Genomic DNA, 15,869 nt, shown 5'->3' with positions numbered 1-15,869 from the left:
TCCTGGGGGTTCAGAACGGGAAAGACACCCTGTTACTCGGGGTTGAAAAGCACAGTACGGGAGATCCCACCTGCACCTCCATCCGTCATCGGGAGGATGGGGCTAATCCCCTGTAATTCCCGGCGGATAGGCCTTTTTCTCACGGTTTGGATGCCCGCTTAGGGGCCAACCGGGGCTGCGACGGGGCTTTTCGGAGGGGCACACGCCGAGGCAGGGAGAGCATCGCACAGGTTGCGCACGGCCCGTGCGAGTTCCGCGTCGGCCGGGAACTCGGCGGCCACCTGCCGGCCCAGGGCCAGGGCAGGGACGGCATCCACCGGGGTCCACACCGTCCGCGTCGCCCAGGCACGCTCGGCGACGAGCTTCAGGTAGGCAGCGATCAGCCCTGGCTCCCGCCCACCCTTGGCCACCTCCGGCTCCAGCAGCTGCGCGGCCAGCGTCAAATCCTTCTGGGCCAGGGCGGCCTTGCCCAGCGCCACCGTCGCCTCGCGGTTGTCCGGGTCCACCGAGCGCCACAGCGTGGCCACGCCGCGCACCAGTGGATCATTCGCCGCGTGGTAGCGCTCCATGTTCCGGTACAGCCGCGCGGCCTCCTCCGCCGTGGGTGGGTGCTGGCGCAGGTAGTCCTCCAGGAACAGGCGCGAGCCCCCTTCCGGAGAGCGCCGCTCGTCCTTCACGCGCACGTCGATGTTCGCCACGAAGAAGGCGATGGGGGACGCGTACTCCAGCAGGTTGTGGTCGTCCGTGTTGATGGGGCCCGGGCCCGCGAAGGCGAGCTGCCCGTCCTCGCTGTGCACCTGCTTGGACAGGAGCGCGAAGACATCCGTCAGGCCCACGCGCGCCATGTCCGCGCGCACGTCCGGCACCGCCATCCGCTGGGCCAGGCGCTGAGCGTCGAAGGCCAGCGGCTTGCGACTGGCCACCAGCACCAGGTCATGCGGCCCCAGCCACGTCGTCGCATGCGGGAAGGTGTCGCGCAGCGTGCGCACCACCAGCCGGATGAGCTCGTCGTTGCTCTCGTAGGTGTGGATCCACTGCACCAGCACGCCGTCGTCCGCGAGGTGCCGGTCCACCGTCTGGAAGAAGTCCCGCGTGAAGAGGCCGGACACGCCCGCCACCCACGGATTGGAGGGCACGCTCACCACCAGGTCGTACTTGCGGTCGGCCAGCGCCATGAACGTCTTCGCGTCGTCGATGTGCACGCGCGTCCGGGGGTCGTCCACCGCGTTGCGGTTGTCATCCTTGAACAGGCGCGCCGCGTCGATGACCGCTGGCGCAATCTCCACCATGTCCAGGCGCTCCACCGGATGTGCCAGCACGCTGCCCGCTGTAATCGCAGCGCCCGCGCCGACGAGGAGCACGTTCTTCGGCTCGCGCGGATGCAGCAGCGCGCCCAGGTGACCCGCAATCACCTGCGTCTCCACGTCGCTGCCGTTGGAGGCGTCAATCTTCCCGTTGAGCTTCATGAAGCGCAGGTGGTCCGCCGGGTAGTCGGCCACCATCACCGTGGCGAAGGTGTCGTCCCGGTAGAAGACGGGGTGGATGTTCTTCTCCGTCTCCTCCACCAGCTTCGCGTAGCTCTCCGGCGGCTTCTGGTGGGAGCGGATGGAGGCGATGCCCGACAGCCGGACGGACCAGCCGCTCATCCCTCCGAGAACCACCGCCGCCAGCAGGGCCGCGGCGCCCACCGGCCACAGCGCGCGCACGGGGCTCGAGGGACGGTTCGGCAGCGCGTGGAAGGCCAGCGCGGCGGCGGCGAGGTTCGCCACCACGCCCGCCACGAAGTTGCCCTCCATGCCCCACCACGGCATCAGCACCAGCCCGCCCAGTGCGGAGCCCGTAATCGTGCCCACCGTGTTCCAGAGATAGACGCCACCCAGCTCCCGTCCGACTTCGGACACCTTCGCCGTGGCCACGCGCGCCGCCGCCGGGAAGGCCGCGCCCATGAAGAAGGTGGGCACCAGCAGGACGAGGCAGCAGAAGCCAAACGTCAACAACTGGAACAAAGGCCAGGTGTCCACCGAGCGCGTCATCATCCACTGCGCCGAGCGGAACAGGTGCGGCAGCCGCACGTAGAGCGGCAGGGCCACGCAGAGGCTGGCCACCAGCGCCACCTGCATCTGCGCGTACAGCTTCAGCGAGTCTGACTTCCGCGCGCGCGTCATCAGCCAGAAGCTGCCCAGGCCGATGCCCAGGATGAACGCGGTGAGGATGAGCGTGAAGGCGTACGTGGACGCGCCCAGGACGATGGACAGGAGGCGAATCCAGGTCACCTGGTACAGCATGGACGTGAAGCCCGACAGCGCCACGCCCACCAGCGCCGCGCGCACCGCCACCCGGGGATAGGCCAGGTTCGCCGCGCTCTCCGACACCGGCGCGGCCTGCCCTGGCGCCAACGCGGGAGGATGCCTGCGCGCGAGCAGGAGCGCCGCCACCGCCAGGAGCAGGTTCAGCCCCGCCGCCAGCTTCGCCGAGGCCGACAGCCCCAGCACCGGAACCAGCTTCGTGCCCGCGATGAAGACGCCCAGCGCCGCGCCCAGGCTGTTGACGGCATACAGCCGCGCCAGCTCCCGTTGCACTCCGGACAGGCTGTCCGCGAAGTGCCGCACCAGCGCCGGCAGCGTGCCGCCCATCAAGAGCGTGGGCACCACCAGCGACACCGCGGCCACCAGGAGCCGGGGCCCCACGCGCCACCCGTCCGGCACGCCAGGCGCCACCGCCAGCCACAGGGCCCCCAGGGCGTCCAGGACGTACGGGAAGGCCAGCGCGTACAGCGCCACGCCCAGCTCCAGCAGGCCGTACAAGGCCAACGGGCTCTTCACCCGGTCCGCTGTCCGCCCGAAGACAGATGCGCCGAGCGCCAGGCCGCCCATGAAGGTGGCGAGCACCACGGCATGCGCCTGACCACTGTTGCCCAGGACGTTCCCGAGATACTTGGACCAAACCAACTCGTAGACCAGCGCCGTACCTCCTGAAAGGAAGAGGAGGACGGACACAAGGTTCTTCGGGAAACGCGCGATGAGGGACATAAGGGGACAGCGCGGAACCTTACTCGTTATGTTCGGGACCCACCAATGAACGCCCATCTCCTGCAAGCCGCATTGCTCGCCTGGTCTCCTGGCCTGCGGGTGACCCGCGCGCAGGGAGACTGCGCCGCCGTGCTCCACCGCCCCGCGGAGGAGCTGCTCGACAGACCTCTCCACCTGGCCCTTGGCATCTCCCCCGAGCGGGCCCGTGAGCTGGACGCACGGGCTCGCGAGGACCGCCGCGCCGTGGAGTTCATCTCCTCGGAGCTGGGGAGCGAGGACGCCACACCGCTGCGACTGGCGCTCGGCATGGACGAGGGCGAGGCCAGCGCCTGCGTCCAGAACCTCAACGTCCTCCTGGAAGGCGCCCCTCCGGTACAGATTTCCCGGCTGTCCAGCTCGCTCAGCCACGAGATTCGCAACCCCCTGTCCTCCGTGAAGATGGCGGTGCAGACGCTGGCCCGGAACACCGGCCTGTCAGACCGGGACAGGCGGCGGCTGACCATCGCCAACCGCGAGATTCGCACCATGGAGCGCATGTTGTGGCTCCTGTCCGAGTACGGCCGCGACACCACGCCCAACATCGACGCGCACGTGCTGCGCTCGGTGATTCAGGAGGCCACGGGCATGGTGGCGCCGGAACTGGCCGAGCGGCGAATCGAGGTGCGCGTGGACGAGGAGGCCGAGCTGCCGCGCGTGCGCGTGGACCCCAACCGGCTGCGCCCCGTGCTCGCCCAGGTGTTGCTCAACGTGGCCATGGGTCGGCCCGAGGACAGTCCGGTGGAGGTGACCCTCCGCCGGGGCTCGCCGGGCCGCGTGCTGATGGTACTCAAGGACCCGGCCGCCGCCCTTCCTCCGGAAGAGAACGGCACCCTCTTCGAGCCCTTCGGCTCGAGGCTGGCGCGCGGCGCGGGGCTGTCACTCGCGGCGCTGCGGCGGGTGATGATGGGACAAGGAGGGGACGTCGCCGCCGAAGGCAGCGCCGAGCCCGGAATGGTCTTCACGCTCACATTCGCCACCTGAGAAGGAAGCCATGATGGAGACCCTTCTCATCGTCGATGACGACGTGTCTCTCCTCGAGACGCTGAAGATGCACTTCGAGGAGATTGAGCACGACGGCCAGCCGCGCTACCAGGTGGCCACGGCCACCAGCGCCGCCGCGGGTCTGCGCGCCGCGCAGGACTCCATGCCCAGCGTGGTCATCCTCGACATGATGCTGCCGGACCGCACCGGTCTGGAGATCATCGAGGAGATGAAGGGCCTGTGCGGCGACGCGCGCATCATCCTCGTCACCGCCTACCACGACATGGAGACCACCATCCGGGCGATGAAGGCGGGGGCCTTCGACTACATCCACAAGCCCTTCGCCGACCCGGCCGCGTTGGACCTCGTCGTCGAGCGCGCGCTGGAGTACCGCCAGCTGTCGCGCCGCGCGGACGAGGTGAACCGCGAGAACGCCGCGGTGCGCCTGGGCGACATCGTCGGCACCAGCCCCTCCATGCAGCAGTTGGTGAAGGAGATTGGCAAGGTGACGGGCAGCCACGCCACCGTGCTGATTACCGGCGAGAGCGGCACCGGCAAGGAGCTCATCGCCCGCGTCATCCACAACTACTCGTACGACGAGCCCCGGCCCTTCATCGGCATCAACTGCTCGGCCATCGTCGACACGCTGCTGGAGAGCGAGCTGTTCGGCCACGAGAAGGGCGCCTTCACCGGCGCGACGGCGGGCAAGCCCGGCAAGTTCGAGCTGGCCGAGGACGGCACCGTCTTCCTCGACGAGATTGGCGACATGTCGATGATGCTCCAGGCGAAGCTCCTGCGCGTGCTCCAGGAGCGCGAGTTCGAGCGCGTGGGCGGCGTCAAGCGAATCAAACTGCGCGCCCGCGTCATCGCCGCCACCCACCGCAACCTCTCCGAGGAGGTGGAGCACACCCGCTTCCGCGAGGACCTCTACCAGCGCCTCAAGGTGATTACCCTCCTGATTCCCCCGCTGCGAGAGCGGCGCGAGGATATCCAGCTGCTCGTCAAACACCTGCTCGAGCGCATCAACGAGAAGGTGCACAAGCGCGTCACCCGCGTGCCCACCGAAATCATGGAGCGCCTGACGCGCCTGCCCTGGCGGGGCAACGTGCGCGAGCTGGAGAACGTGCTCACCCGCGCCGTGGTGCTCGCGCCGGGCGATGTGTTGCGCGGGGACGACCTGCCCACGCTGGACATCCCGCCCTCCCCGGAGTCGGTCCGCGCCGCCAACAACACCCTCATGTTCACCGCCCCCTCGGTGGATGACGCCAGCCTCATCCCCACGCTCGATGAGGCCGAACGGATGCTGATCGCCCGTGCCATGGCCGTCACAAAGGGGCACAAGGGTCGCACCTGCCAGATTCTTGGAATCAGTCGCCCCACCCTTGAGCGCAAACTGCAGAAGTACAATCTTTCACAGGGACAGAACCCTTTAGGGCACGGGTTCACCGTGAAGGACGACCCGTGAACATTGTCCGGGTCGCGACAATGGGCCCTGCCCTTTGAACGTTTCGTTCAACATGATCAGACTGTTTGAACGTTTTGTTTCAGGTTTCGGACACAGACAGGTGGGTGCTACGGGCCTCTAGCGCTAAGTACCCGGCATTCCTGGATGTGTTCCTTCCGGAGCACTTCATTCCCGGCTGGCACGTTCCTTGGAAAAGGTAAGTCCCGTTGCCGCTGAAGCAGGCGGCCGGTCCTACCCCCGATTGCTTTCCACGGAGTGAATGCCATGCACGGTTTCAATCGCCCCCTCGGCCCCATCGGTTCCAACGTCGTGGCGCCGCTCCAGGCAACCAGCTCCGGGATGATGGTCACCGCGAACAAGCTGGTTCCGGGCCAGGAAGCGATCGACTTCAAGGGCTACTTCAAGGTCGAGTCCTTCCCGCACAACTCGACCATCTACCGCCCTGGCGACAGCACGGACCGCGTCTATCTGCTCAAGTCCGGCCGCGTGCGGCTGATGCGCATTGGCAAGAACGGCACCCGCTCGGTGGTGTCCATCCTCCGCCCGGGTGACCTGTTCGGCGAGCTGTTCCGCCCCGAGGGGACGCCGATTGAAGAGATGGCCATCGCCGCGGGCGAGGCCGAGGTGTGGAGCATCGAGGGCCGCGACTTCCGCGCGCAGCTCGAGGCCCGGCCCGCGCTGGCGGTGGACGTGGTGCGCGCCTACGCCGAGCGCGTGCGTGCCCTGCGCAAGCGCGTGCTGGGGCTGACCTTCAAGGAAGTGCCCGCGCGGCTGGCGGATACCCTGCTGACGCTGGTGGAGGCGCACGGTGAGCGCTGCCCCCACGGCGGTGAGACGGACCTGCGCGGAATCACGCAGCAGGACCTGGCGGACCTGGTGGGCGCGTCGCGCTCGTTCGTGTCCACGCTCATCAACGAGATGAAGCGCGAGGGCGTGCTCGGCAATGTCGGCCGCATCCTCTGCGTGAGGGACCAGAAGGCGTTGCGGAAGATTGCCTCCAAGGAGAAGTGAGCACCGACAGTCCTCCGCGCGCATCGCGGGAGACCTGACGTCAACGACGGGCCTGACCACGGGATGTCCACGTGGCCGGGCCCGCGTCGTTTGCGGGGGACGGCACACCCTGAGCGAGGCACGCGCCCGCGCGCCCCAGGTGCCGGGCGCCTGCCTCCGCGACATGGAGGCGTGACGCTCGACAGCGCTCACGCCCGGCGGCCGGAAGCTGGAACGCCTCCCGACGTGACATTCGACGGAACGTAAACCCGCCGAGCAGCGACTTCAGGCCCGGACCTTCAGCTCCTCGACCTCGGTGCGCAAGAGCCAGTCGTCCTGGAAGTCCGTCGCGGCGGCGGCGATCTGCGAGAGCCGCTCCTGCTTCGCCTGCCCGGAGTCGCGCAAGGTGCGCACCTCCCGGTAGAGCGCCGCGAGCGACGGGTGCAGGGCCAGCGCCTTGCGCTCCCGGGCCTTCGACTCGCCGTCACCTTCCGCGAAGGCCTCCAGCTCACCGAACCACTTGTCCCACGTCGCCGGGTCGGCCGGCCCACCCGCCACCGAGGGCAGGTGCGTGGTGACGAAGAGCTTCGTCACCGCGGGCACGTCGAGCGCGCGGCCCGCGAGTCGAGCCCGCAGCGCCAGCACCTCGCCTCCGCCCGCCGCGAAGCCCTCCAACTCCAGTCCGCTGGCCAACGACAACTTGAACGTTCCGCGCTCCGGGAGCTGGCCCGCACCGAAGGCCACCAGCGCCGGACCGTTCCATGGCCGACTCCCGTCCCCCTTGCCACCGCGCGAGGTGAGGACCGGACCCTCCATCCGAACCAGCGCGGTGGTGAGCCCCGGGGCCACCTCGGCGGGCGCGGCCACCGTGTCCAGCACGAGACCCGTCACCTCACGGCCATCCGCCAGCACCAGGTGATTCACCGTGCGCGCCTGACGGGCCACCTCCAGCCCGAAGTCGCCGCCGCGCTTCCACGCCAGCGTGGACTCGAACTCGGACAGCACCTCGAACAGGTGCTCGAAGTCCCGCGCCACGAAGAGCTGCGGCTGCATCCGGGTGATATCGAAGTCCGTGTCCACGCACGCCACGCCGAGCGGCAGCTTGCGCACGGCCGGCGTCAGACACTGTGCCGCCTCGCCGATGCTCGACAGCAACCCCGCGCCGTAGATGCGAGGCGACTCCAGGCCCCCGACGAGGCCGTACTCCGCCGTCCACCAGTACAGCCGCGTCGCCCGCGTGCTCTCACTCACATACCGACGACTGGCGCTCGCCGCCTCCAGCCGCGCCTCGGCGTGGGAGACTTCGTCCGCGCTCGCGTCCGGGTCCTCCTTCACCACCGACAGGTTGCGGATGGCGTTGAAGACGGCCTGGTCCTCCGCGCTCGCGATGGACTTGAAGCCCACCAGGCCGCACGCCTTCAGGTACTCCGAGTACCGCCGGTTGGCGATGATGGGCGCGTGGCCCGCGCTCTCATGGACGATGTCCGGCGCGGGCGTGTACTCGATGTGCTCGTGCGTGCGGATGTCCGAGGCGATGGCCAGCACGCCCAGGGACTGGAGCTCCGTGAAGACGGCCGGCGGGATGAAGCCGCGCACGCCCACGCACGCCCAGCCCAGTCGCGACAGCCGCTCGTTCATCTCGTCCAGGCTGGGGATGGACTCCAGGTTGATGCCCGTCGCCGCCAGCCCCTCCAGATAGACGGAGTGCGCCCGCTGCGAGAGATGACCGCGCAGCTTGCCCAGGATGTGGCGCCAGACGGCGTGGTCTCTCGGCGTATACGCGTCGTAGTCCTGGCTCACCACGTAGCGCCGCAGATGCGGCGGCAGGCGCGATATCGTCAGTTCCGTTGGCGTCATATCCGGGCACTCCTGGTGAAAACTTTCAGTCAGGAGAGGATACAGACGGGCTCTGCTCCGGAAAACCGGCAGAATTCGACATCTTCGTCGATTTAACGACGAGCATTCACACGCGCTGACGCAGTCCGTCCAAGACGGTGGCGGCGCCCGGGCTGAGGGAGCCGGAGGGCCAGAGGGCCACGACTTCCACGGCCTGGGGCTCGTCTTCCTTCAAGGGCCAGGCGTGGATGTCGGGGGGAAACGGGTGCATGGGGCGCAGGTCCGGCGTAATCGCGCAGGCCTTGAAGGCGCGCAGCAGTTCGTAGAGGAGAAGGAAGCTCTCCACGCGGGCCACCTCCGCCACCTTGACGCCGTGCGCGGTGAAGCGCGCGCTGTTCGCGCCGCCATAGGGGTCGTCCCGCAGCCAGTCCACGAAGGGCTGTCCGTTCAAATCCCTCACGTGCAGCGCCCGTCGGGACGAGGCCGCGCTCGCCAGGGCGCTGTCCGGGCCGGCGAGCACGACGAAGGACATGCGCAGCAGGGACTCGGACTCCACGCCCTCGTGCGGCGGCAGCGGGGTGAAGTCCAACGCCAGGTCCAACTGGCGCGTCTGCACCTGTCGTGTCAGCTCGTGCGGTCCGCCGAAGCTGAGCACCAGTTTGAGGCCGGTGGCCGCCGCGTCGCGCGCGACCTTGCCCAGCAGTGAGAGCGACAGGGTGGGGTTGAGGCCCAGGCGCACCACGGGCTCCGCGCTGGCCAAATCACGCAGCCGCTTCATGTCGAGCTGGTGCAGGGGCGTCTGCGTGCCGGCGAAGAGGCGCTCACCCCGGGCGGTGAGCTGGAGGCGTCGGCCGGGGCCCCGCTCCAGCAGCGTGGCGCCTTCGGCCAGCGCCATCTCCAGCGCGCGGATGTGCTCGCTCACCACGGAGCGCGCCACGCCCAGGTGCTCCGCGGCGGATTCGATGCTGCCCGCCTCCACGGCCGCGGTGAAGGACTCCAGCCAGACGAGGTGTCGCACCAGCTTGCGTGGCGGCATGCACCCCATCCTGGCACCGGCGAGCCGCCGGACACGAGGCATGAGAAAAGACCCACCCGAGGACTCGCGTCGCCCCGGCGCGCCTCCACTGCGAGGGGGCGGCCGGGCGGCCCTGTCTTCCTTGAACATCCGCCCCTGGCGGGCTAGCAGGGTGCGCGATGTCTCGGATGCCTCCCGCCACCGTCACTCCCGCAGAGAGGCTCCGCCAGCGGTGGGCCGGGGCCCTGCCCCTGTTGGGCCCCGCGCTGCTCTGGTGCACGTTGCACGGGTTGCTCGCGCTGCTGTTCTTCGGGGCTCCCCTGCTCGACTCCGTGGGGCGGTTGGCCAGCACCTTGCGGCCCGTGCTGCTGGTGGGCGGCGTCATCCAGGCGCTGTTCCTGGGACTGCTCACCTTCGTGGCCACCCTGCCCCTGGTGTTGCTCGGGCGGCGTTATGCGCTGGCCCTGCCCATCGTCGTGGCGCTGGGCGTGGCGCTGCTCGGGGTAGACGCGCTGGTGCTGTCGTCGCTGGGATTCCACATCAACGGGCTGGTGCTCGCCGTTGCGCTACAGCCGCGCGCGCTCGCGGAGACGGGGCTCGCGCCGCATGAACTGGCGCTCCTGGGCGCGGCGACGCTGGGCGTGCTCGCGCTGGATGCCTGGGCGGGCGTGCACTTCCTTCGGCGAATCCCCGGTCCACGTCACCTGGGTCGGCTCATCGCCATCCTCGTCGTGGTCGCCGGGGTGGAGCGCCTGACGAGCGCGTGGCTCGTCTTCGCCCACGGGGGCGCCGTGCTGCACGCGGCCACCACCCTGCCCCTGCAGCCCCCCGTGAGGATGAACACGCTGCTCATGCGGCTGACGAACCGGCCTCCCGCGTCCGGGCTGCGGCTGGGCGTGAGCCCCGAAGCCGGCATCCCCGCGTCGACCATCGACCCCGCTTCAGTGCGCTTCACCCGCCGGCCCGACATCGTCCTCATCCTGGTGGAGAGCCTGCGCGACGACTTCTTCCGCGCGGACGTCATGCCCCACCTCTGGCGCAGGGCGGAGCACGGCACGCGCTTCCTGCACCACCACAGCGCGGCCAGCTCCACGGACTACTCCCTCTTCAGCCTCTTCTTCGGACTGGAGGCGCAGCGTCGCGACGCGGTGGTGGGCGCGGGGCGCGCGCCGCTGCTCTTCCCCGCGCTCCGGGAGAATGGCTACCGCCAGGCCTTCTTCGCCGCGTCCTCGGTGGACTGGATGGGCCTGAAGGACACCGTGTTCCGCGACGTGCAGGGCGGCCTGCGCACGGACTACGAGGGCCGCAGCCACCTGCGGGACACCGCCATGGTGAAGGACGCGCTGGACCTGGCGCGCAAGACGCCCAGGGACACGCCGCTGTTCACCTTCGTGTTCTTCGCGGGCACGCACTTCGACTACGACTACCCGGAGCGCTCCGCGGTGTTCACCCCCGCCTGGGACGGCAAGGGAGGCCTTGCCACCGCGCGTGTCCCCGCCGAGCACCTCAAGGCCCGCGCCTGGAACTCCGCCTACGAGGTGGACACCAAGGTGGAGGAGCTCCTGAGCCAGTGGGAGGCCGTGCGAGGAGTTCGCCCCCTGGTCGTCTTCACTGGAGACCATGGTGAGGAGTTCCGCGAGCACGGCCGCGTCGGCCACGCCAGCGACGTCACCGAGCTGCAGCTCCATGTCCCCATGCTCGTGTTCGACGAGCAGCTCCCGACGGGTCAGATTGACGCCGTCACCGGCCACATCGACCTGGTGCCCACCCTGTTCGATTTGCTGGGCGATACCCACACACCCGAGCAACTGGGTGACGGGATTCCGATGAGCCGACCGGACCCTCGGCGCTACCTGCTCACCACCATCGGCTGGGAGGCTCGCTATGCGCTCATCGGTCGGGACTTGAAGGTGCGCTTCGGAGCGGGGCTCCCCGGCACGGAGCTCAGCGACTTGTGGGACCGCCCGCTGACAGACGCGCGGGAGCGCTTCGCCGCCGAGGCCCCTCGCATCCTCCGTCGACTCCGGGGCGGCGGCGCGCAGGGTGAGGCCGAGCCTCGCACCAGCCCCGCGACGGCGACCGAGCCTCCGCGCTGAACGCCGCTCAGAAGCGGACCCGCGCTCCGAGCGCGAGCGTGAACAGGCCCGTCTTCACGGTGCTCGGGTTCTGGAGGAACTGGACGATGCGGTAGTCCGTGGCCACCAGTTCGTAGTAGCCCTCCAGGTGCCGCAGGCCGAGCGATGGCACGGACCGGCCCGCGCTCCCGCCTAGCAGCAGCGCGGGCCTCAACGCCGTCTTGAACCAGTAGTAGCCGGAGACGTAGCGGTCCGGCAGCGTCAGGTAGTAGTCATCGCCGAAGGTGTAGCTGAAGGCCGCGCCCACGGTGAACGGACGGAAGCTCCACTCGCGATGGGTGAGGTGGAACGGGTGCCACTGGCCCTTGAGCGTGAGGGTGACGAAGTCCGCGCCCACCACCGCCTTGGGCGCCCAGCCCACGAGCACCTCCAGCTCCAGTTGCTCATCCAGGAAGGCCCACCCCGGCCCCGCCGCCAGCATGCCGATGGAGCCGGCGAACTGGAGCGCCGCGTGGTCCGGCACGTACCACGGTGCCGCCGCCTGCTCCGGTGACTCCGCTCGCGCCGAGCGCCCCGTGAGCAGCAGCGATGCCAGCAATCCTCCCACGAGCCAGGGGCGCGCCATCAGAAGGAGACCTGCTCGACGTTCACCGAGTCGCCCTCGACGGTGACCACCAGGTAGCTGTGGATCTCGAGCGCATCGGTGCAGAAGTAGCGCACGCCCCGCCGCGCGTCGGTGCTGAAGCGGTGGGAGTGACCATGGAAGGAGATGGAGACTCCGCGCTCCGCCTGGAGCTGCTCGATGGGCTCCGTCAGTGACGCGTCGAAGTCCGCGTGCCCGGGCGGCACATGCGAGAAGGTGAACAGATGCCCGCCGCCGGGCACCTCACCGAGCGCCGAGCGCAGTTGCTCCAGGTCCGGCACGTTGCCTGGGAATCCGTACTCGCGGGAGTTGGAGTCGAAGAGGATGAACCGGCTCCCTCCGTGCTCGAAGCTCAGGAACGTCGGGCCGAAGTGGTGAAGGAAGAGCTCCTTCCCCTGGCCGAGCAGGTCATGGTTGCCGATGACGGCCAGCGTCGGCACCGCCGACTCACCGAGCAGGTCCGCCACCCAGTGGTACTCCTGGGCCGAGCTGAACTCCGTCAGGTCCCCCATCTGCACGACGAAGTCGACGTCCCGCCGCGCGATGTCCCTCACCGCGTCGACGGTGTCGTCCTGGTAGACGCCGATGTCCCCCAGCACCACGAAGCGGAAGGCCCCGCCACTGACGTTGCGCTCGAGTCGTTCGACCGCCCGCGCATTCGTGTCACGCACACCCCCTCGGACTTCATAGGGGTGCAGCTCGAAGACGTCGCAGCCGGCGCAGAGCACCAGCAGCCATGGGACCCAGGACCTCACCGTCGTCCCAGGTAACGATGGGCTGCTCCCTCTTCAACCCTTGGCGCAGGGCCGCCCCAGTGGATGAAACATCCACTCATGAGAAACATCACGTGCTCGACAGTCACCGCTCACGCAGCAAGCACTCCCGTGCGTTGACGCTGTTCTCTGCTTCATCCCTGATGCCCGTGGCGCGTGGGAGTCACACACGTGTCATGAGGCCACGACCTGTCCGGGATATGCTCCAGGCGGGAGGTCATGCCCGGAGGGACGCGACGAAGCCCGGGTGGTGAAGCCGTGGGACGACTGCTCTCCTTCGCCCTGGTGGCGGCAAGCCCGGTGGGTGGCGTCCTCGCGGCCGTGCCGCTGGGCATCTTCGGCCTGGGCTATCCAGCGTGGGCGGTGGTCCTCGCTTGCGTGCCCCTGGGCTACCTCCAGGTCCTCGTCGTGGACCTGGGCTGGGATGGACTGGAGCGACTGGCGGCGTGGCGACGCCTGATGTCCCGCCCCCGGAGTCCTTTGGTGCAAAGGTTGCTGTCGCACTGCGGCGGCTTCTGGTCCACCGCCGCCCTCGTCCCCTTGATGGGACCGTGGGCGGTCATGGGCCTGATGAGGACCGCGGGCGTGTCCCAGCGGCGCGTGGTCGCGCCCATCCTGTTCGCGCTGGCCGTGATATCGGCCGGCCTCGGCCTGCTGTGCGTCGTGGTCCCCGAGTGGGTGCGCTGAACCAGAGGCCCACTCAGGCCGCGAGCGCCTTCGCGCCGTCCCAGTCCTCCACTTCGTAGAGGAACTTGGAGCCCTTCACGAGCTTGCGGTTGGCCGAGGTGCTCTGCACGAACACGACGTACTTCTCCAGGCTGGCGGGGCGGATGCGCACCGTCTCTCCCGGCGGCAACCCGAGCATCTCCCGCGCCCGCTCGCCGCTGTAGAAGTCGCCCGTCTTGCGGTCCATCAGCACCACTTCCTTGTGGCCCTGGATGGTCTCCGTCTTGGTGAACTCGTAGAAGCCCCGGCCCGTCTTGAAGCCCAGCCCGTTCTCCTGGACGAAGGCCTTGATGGGCATGTCGCCGTCCACCTCCAACGACTGGAACCGGCCGGGCGGCACGGCGCGCAGGTCCGTCTCTCCGTAGAGCGACTCCGTCTTGCGCTGGAGCATGGTGCTGAACATGGCGTTCAGCCCGCGGCTCATGCGCCCTTCCTTCGCAACCTCCGTCTCGTAGGCCTGGAGCCGCGCGTCGGACGACTGCTTGTAACAGACGGCCAGCAGCATGTCGGTGACGTGCGCGAACTGGTCCAGGCTCAGGTGGAAGCCGCCCGACTTCTCCGCCAGCTCCTTGTAGAACGGCGTCGCGTGGCGCCGCGCCAGCGCTTGCACCCCGTACACCGGGACGCCCATCCTACCCAGCGCGTCCACTTCCTTGCGCCAGTCCAGCCGCTTCGGGTTGTCCGACGGCCCGTGCGGCACGTCATCGCCAATCAGCACGAAGGCCCGCTGGTAGCCCGTCGTCCACGACAGGGATTGCGCTTCACGCAGCACCAGTTCGTAGCACTCCGGCGCGTCACCGCCGCCCGTCTGCCCCACCTTGTCCACGAAGCGCACCACGGCGTTCGCATCGTCCGTGAGGTCGAGAATCTTGGTGACGTACGTCGAGCCCGCGTCGCAGTAGTCGCCGTGCGCGATGACTCCAATGCGGATGCCGGGAATCTCCTTCATCAGCCGGGACACGGTGCCATGCAGCTTCTTTCGCACCTGCGCGAGGCAAGGGTACATGCTGCCGGTGGTGTCGAAGCTGAAGACAATCTCGACGCGATTATCAATGACTGACGCGGCCATTTTTCGCTCCCCTCGTGTGCTGCGATGGGATGAAGAATACGCGGTGGGTCTGACATTTCCGGGCGCTCGGACGGGCCTACGCGTGGGGTGGTTCCGGGGGCGAAACGGGCCCCTCCTGACAGGGGGCCGAGATGACCTTGCGGGCCTGTCGGGGGCGTGCTGAATAGCCTCGCCACAGCCCCAGACCGGGGCGCGGGGAGGACCTTGGTGGAGATCCAGAAGCCCTACCTGTTGTTCCTGGGGGATGTACCCGACCAGCTCGCGGCGAAGACGGCGCACGGCATCGTCGACTGGCGTCCCGAGTGGTGCGTGGGACAGCTCCGGCTCCCCGGCTGTCAGGCGGACTGTGGCCTGACGGACCTGGACATCGCCCAGGCGAAGGCGAAGGGCGCCCAGACGCTCATCGTCGGCGTGGCCAACGCGGGGGGCGTGCTCCCCGAGCATTGGGTGAGCAAGCTGGTGGAGGCCCTGGACGCGGGGATGGACGTGGCCACGGGGCTGCACAAGCGGCTGGCCTCCTTCCCCGCCATCGCCGAGGCCGCGGCGCGCAATGGCCGGAAGCTGCACGACGTGCGCATCCCCGACATGGACTTCGCCACGGGCAAGGGCACGAAGCGGCAGGGCCTGCGGCTGCTGACAGTGGGCACGGATTGCTCGGTGGGAAAGAAGTACACGGCGCTCGCGCTGGAGAAGGCGATGCGCGCCCGGGGCCTCAAGGCGGACTTCCGCGCCACGGGCCAGACGGGCATCTTCATCTCCGGCCGGGGCGTGGCGATTGACGCGGTGGTGTCCGACTTCGTCGCGGGCGCGGCGGAGTGGCTGTCACCCGCCAACGACGAGGACCACTGGGACCTGGTGGAAGGCCAGGGCTCGCTGTTCCATCCCTCGTTCGCGGGCGTGACGCTGGGGCTGATGCACGGCGCTCAACCCGATGCATTCATCGTCTGCCACGAGCCCACGCGGACGAAGATGCGCGGCGTCCAGCACGCCCTGCCCTCCATCCAGGCCGTCATCGACCGCACGGTGCTGGAGGGGCAGCTCACCAACCCGGCCATCCAGTGCACGGGGCTCGCCATCAACACCGAGCACCTGTCCGAGCAGGATGCCCTGGCGCTGCTGGAGCGGACCGGACGCGAGTACGGCCTGCCCTGCGTGGACCCCATCCGCACCGGAGTCGGCCCGCTGGTCGACGAGCTGGTGCGCCGCTACCCCGCGAAGGGCTGACCCG

General features: G+C 68.9%; 12 protein-coding genes. 6 read left to right on the top strand and 6 right to left on the bottom strand.

The annotated features are described in order from the left end of the window. Positions 1-158: 158 nt before the first annotated feature. Entirely contained in the window at positions 159-2,996 is a 2,838-nt protein-coding gene (locus tag G4D83_RS01815; RefSeq protein WP_240356096.1) for a fused MFS/spermidine synthase, read from the bottom strand. Positions 2,997-3,074: 78 nt separating this feature from the next. Between G4D83_RS01815 and G4D83_RS01810 the strand changes: the two genes are divergently transcribed. The 3 genes from G4D83_RS01810 (at position 3,075) to mrpC (ending at position 6,525) form a co-directional block, all read left to right on the top strand. Beyond that, positions 3,075-4,049 (top strand): sensor histidine kinase, encoded by a 975-nt coding sequence (locus tag G4D83_RS01810; protein ID WP_163861916.1) that lies wholly within the window; start codon positions 3,075-3,077, stop codon positions 4,047-4,049. 13 nt (positions 4,050-4,062) lie between these two features. Then, complete coding sequence (locus G4D83_RS01805; protein WP_163862762.1) at positions 4,063-5,514, top strand: sigma-54-dependent transcriptional regulator; 1,452 nt, start codon at positions 4,063-4,065, stop codon at positions 5,512-5,514. A gap of 264 nt (positions 5,515-5,778) precedes the next feature. Continuing rightward, on the top strand, positions 5,779-6,525 hold the full coding sequence (gene mrpC, locus G4D83_RS01800; RefSeq protein ID WP_163861913.1) for a Crp/Fnr family transcriptional regulator MrpC: 747 nt from the start codon (positions 5,779-5,781) through the stop codon (positions 6,523-6,525). A 264-nt stretch (positions 6,526-6,789) separates the two neighbouring features. On the opposite strand, the gene G4D83_RS01795 is transcribed toward mrpC, so the two are convergent. Then, positions 6,790-8,361, bottom strand: a complete 1,572-nt coding sequence (locus tag G4D83_RS01795; protein ID WP_163861911.1) for an aromatic amino acid hydroxylase — start codon at positions 8,359-8,361, stop codon at positions 6,790-6,792. 106 nt (positions 8,362-8,467) lie between these two features. After that, entirely contained in the window at positions 8,468-9,376 is a 909-nt protein-coding gene (locus G4D83_RS01790; RefSeq protein WP_240356095.1) for a LysR family transcriptional regulator, read from the bottom strand. Positions 9,377-9,534: 158 nt separating this feature from the next. Between G4D83_RS01790 and G4D83_RS01785 the strand changes: the two genes are divergently transcribed. Next, the gene (locus G4D83_RS01785; RefSeq protein ID WP_163861908.1) at positions 9,535-11,451 is read left to right on the top strand and encodes a sulfatase-like hydrolase/transferase; all 1,917 of its coding nucleotides are present in this window, start codon (positions 9,535-9,537) and stop codon (positions 11,449-11,451) included. Positions 11,452-11,458: 7 nt separating this feature from the next. Here the strand turns inward: G4D83_RS01785 and G4D83_RS01780 are convergent, their stop codons facing one another. Continuing rightward, complete coding sequence (locus G4D83_RS01780; RefSeq protein WP_163861906.1) at positions 11,459-12,055, bottom strand: hypothetical protein; 597 nt, start codon at positions 12,053-12,055, stop codon at positions 11,459-11,461. Beyond that, positions 12,055-12,828 carry a metallophosphoesterase family protein gene (locus G4D83_RS01775; protein ID WP_163861904.1) on the bottom strand — a complete coding sequence of 258 codons (774 nt, stop codon included), beginning with the start codon at positions 12,826-12,828 and terminating at the stop codon, positions 12,055-12,057. The genes G4D83_RS01780 and G4D83_RS01775 overlap by 1 nt, the downstream gene beginning before the upstream one ends. A 276-nt stretch (positions 12,829-13,104) precedes the next feature. Here G4D83_RS01775 and G4D83_RS01770 point away from each other — a divergent pair, with 276 nt between their 5' ends. Continuing rightward, entirely contained in the window at positions 13,105-13,533 is a 429-nt protein-coding gene (locus G4D83_RS01770) for a hypothetical protein (protein WP_163861901.1), read from the top strand. A 13-nt stretch (positions 13,534-13,546) separates the two neighbouring features. On the opposite strand, the gene G4D83_RS01765 is transcribed toward G4D83_RS01770, so the two are convergent. Further along, positions 13,547-14,641 (bottom strand): vWA domain-containing protein, encoded by a 1,095-nt coding sequence (locus G4D83_RS01765; RefSeq protein WP_163861899.1) that lies wholly within the window; start codon positions 14,639-14,641, stop codon positions 13,547-13,549. 207 nt (positions 14,642-14,848) lie between these two features. Between G4D83_RS01765 and dgcN the strand changes: the two genes are divergently transcribed. Continuing rightward, complete coding sequence (gene dgcN, locus G4D83_RS01760; RefSeq protein WP_163861896.1) at positions 14,849-15,865, top strand: N-acetyltransferase DgcN; 1,017 nt, start codon at positions 14,849-14,851, stop codon at positions 15,863-15,865. Positions 15,866-15,869: the final 4 nt, after the last annotated feature.

Origin of the sequence: Myxococcus eversor (assembly GCF_010894455.1) — a bacterium.
Taxonomy (GTDB): Bacteria; Myxococcota; Myxococcia; order Myxococcales; family Myxococcaceae; genus Myxococcus; species Myxococcus eversor.
The sequence above is the reverse complement of the archived record's forward strand: the minus strand, read 5'-3'. Positions and strand labels throughout refer to the sequence as shown.

Coding starts and splice junctions, on each gene's coding strand:
- G4D83_RS01810 (WP_163861916.1), top strand. CDS start 3,075: ATGAACGCCCATCTCCTGCAAGCCGCATTGCTCGCCTGGTCTCCTGGC.
- G4D83_RS01805 (WP_163862762.1), top strand. CDS start 4,063: ATGGAGACCCTTCTCATCGTCGATGACGACGTGTCTCTCCTCGAGACG.
- mrpC (WP_163861913.1), top strand. CDS start 5,779: ATGCACGGTTTCAATCGCCCCCTCGGCCCCATCGGTTCCAACGTCGTG.
- G4D83_RS01795 (WP_163861911.1), bottom strand. CDS start 8,361: ATGACGCCAACGGAACTGACGATATCGCGCCTGCCGCCGCATCTGCGG.
- G4D83_RS01790 (WP_240356095.1), bottom strand. CDS start 9,376: ATGCCGCCACGCAAGCTGGTGCGACACCTCGTCTGGCTGGAGTCCTTC.
- G4D83_RS01785 (WP_163861908.1), top strand. CDS start 9,535: ATGTCTCGGATGCCTCCCGCCACCGTCACTCCCGCAGAGAGGCTCCGC.
- G4D83_RS01780 (WP_163861906.1), bottom strand. CDS start 12,055: ATGGCGCGCCCCTGGCTCGTGGGAGGATTGCTGGCATCGCTGCTGCTC.
- G4D83_RS01765 (WP_163861899.1), bottom strand. CDS start 14,641: ATGGCCGCGTCAGTCATTGATAATCGCGTCGAGATTGTCTTCAGCTTC.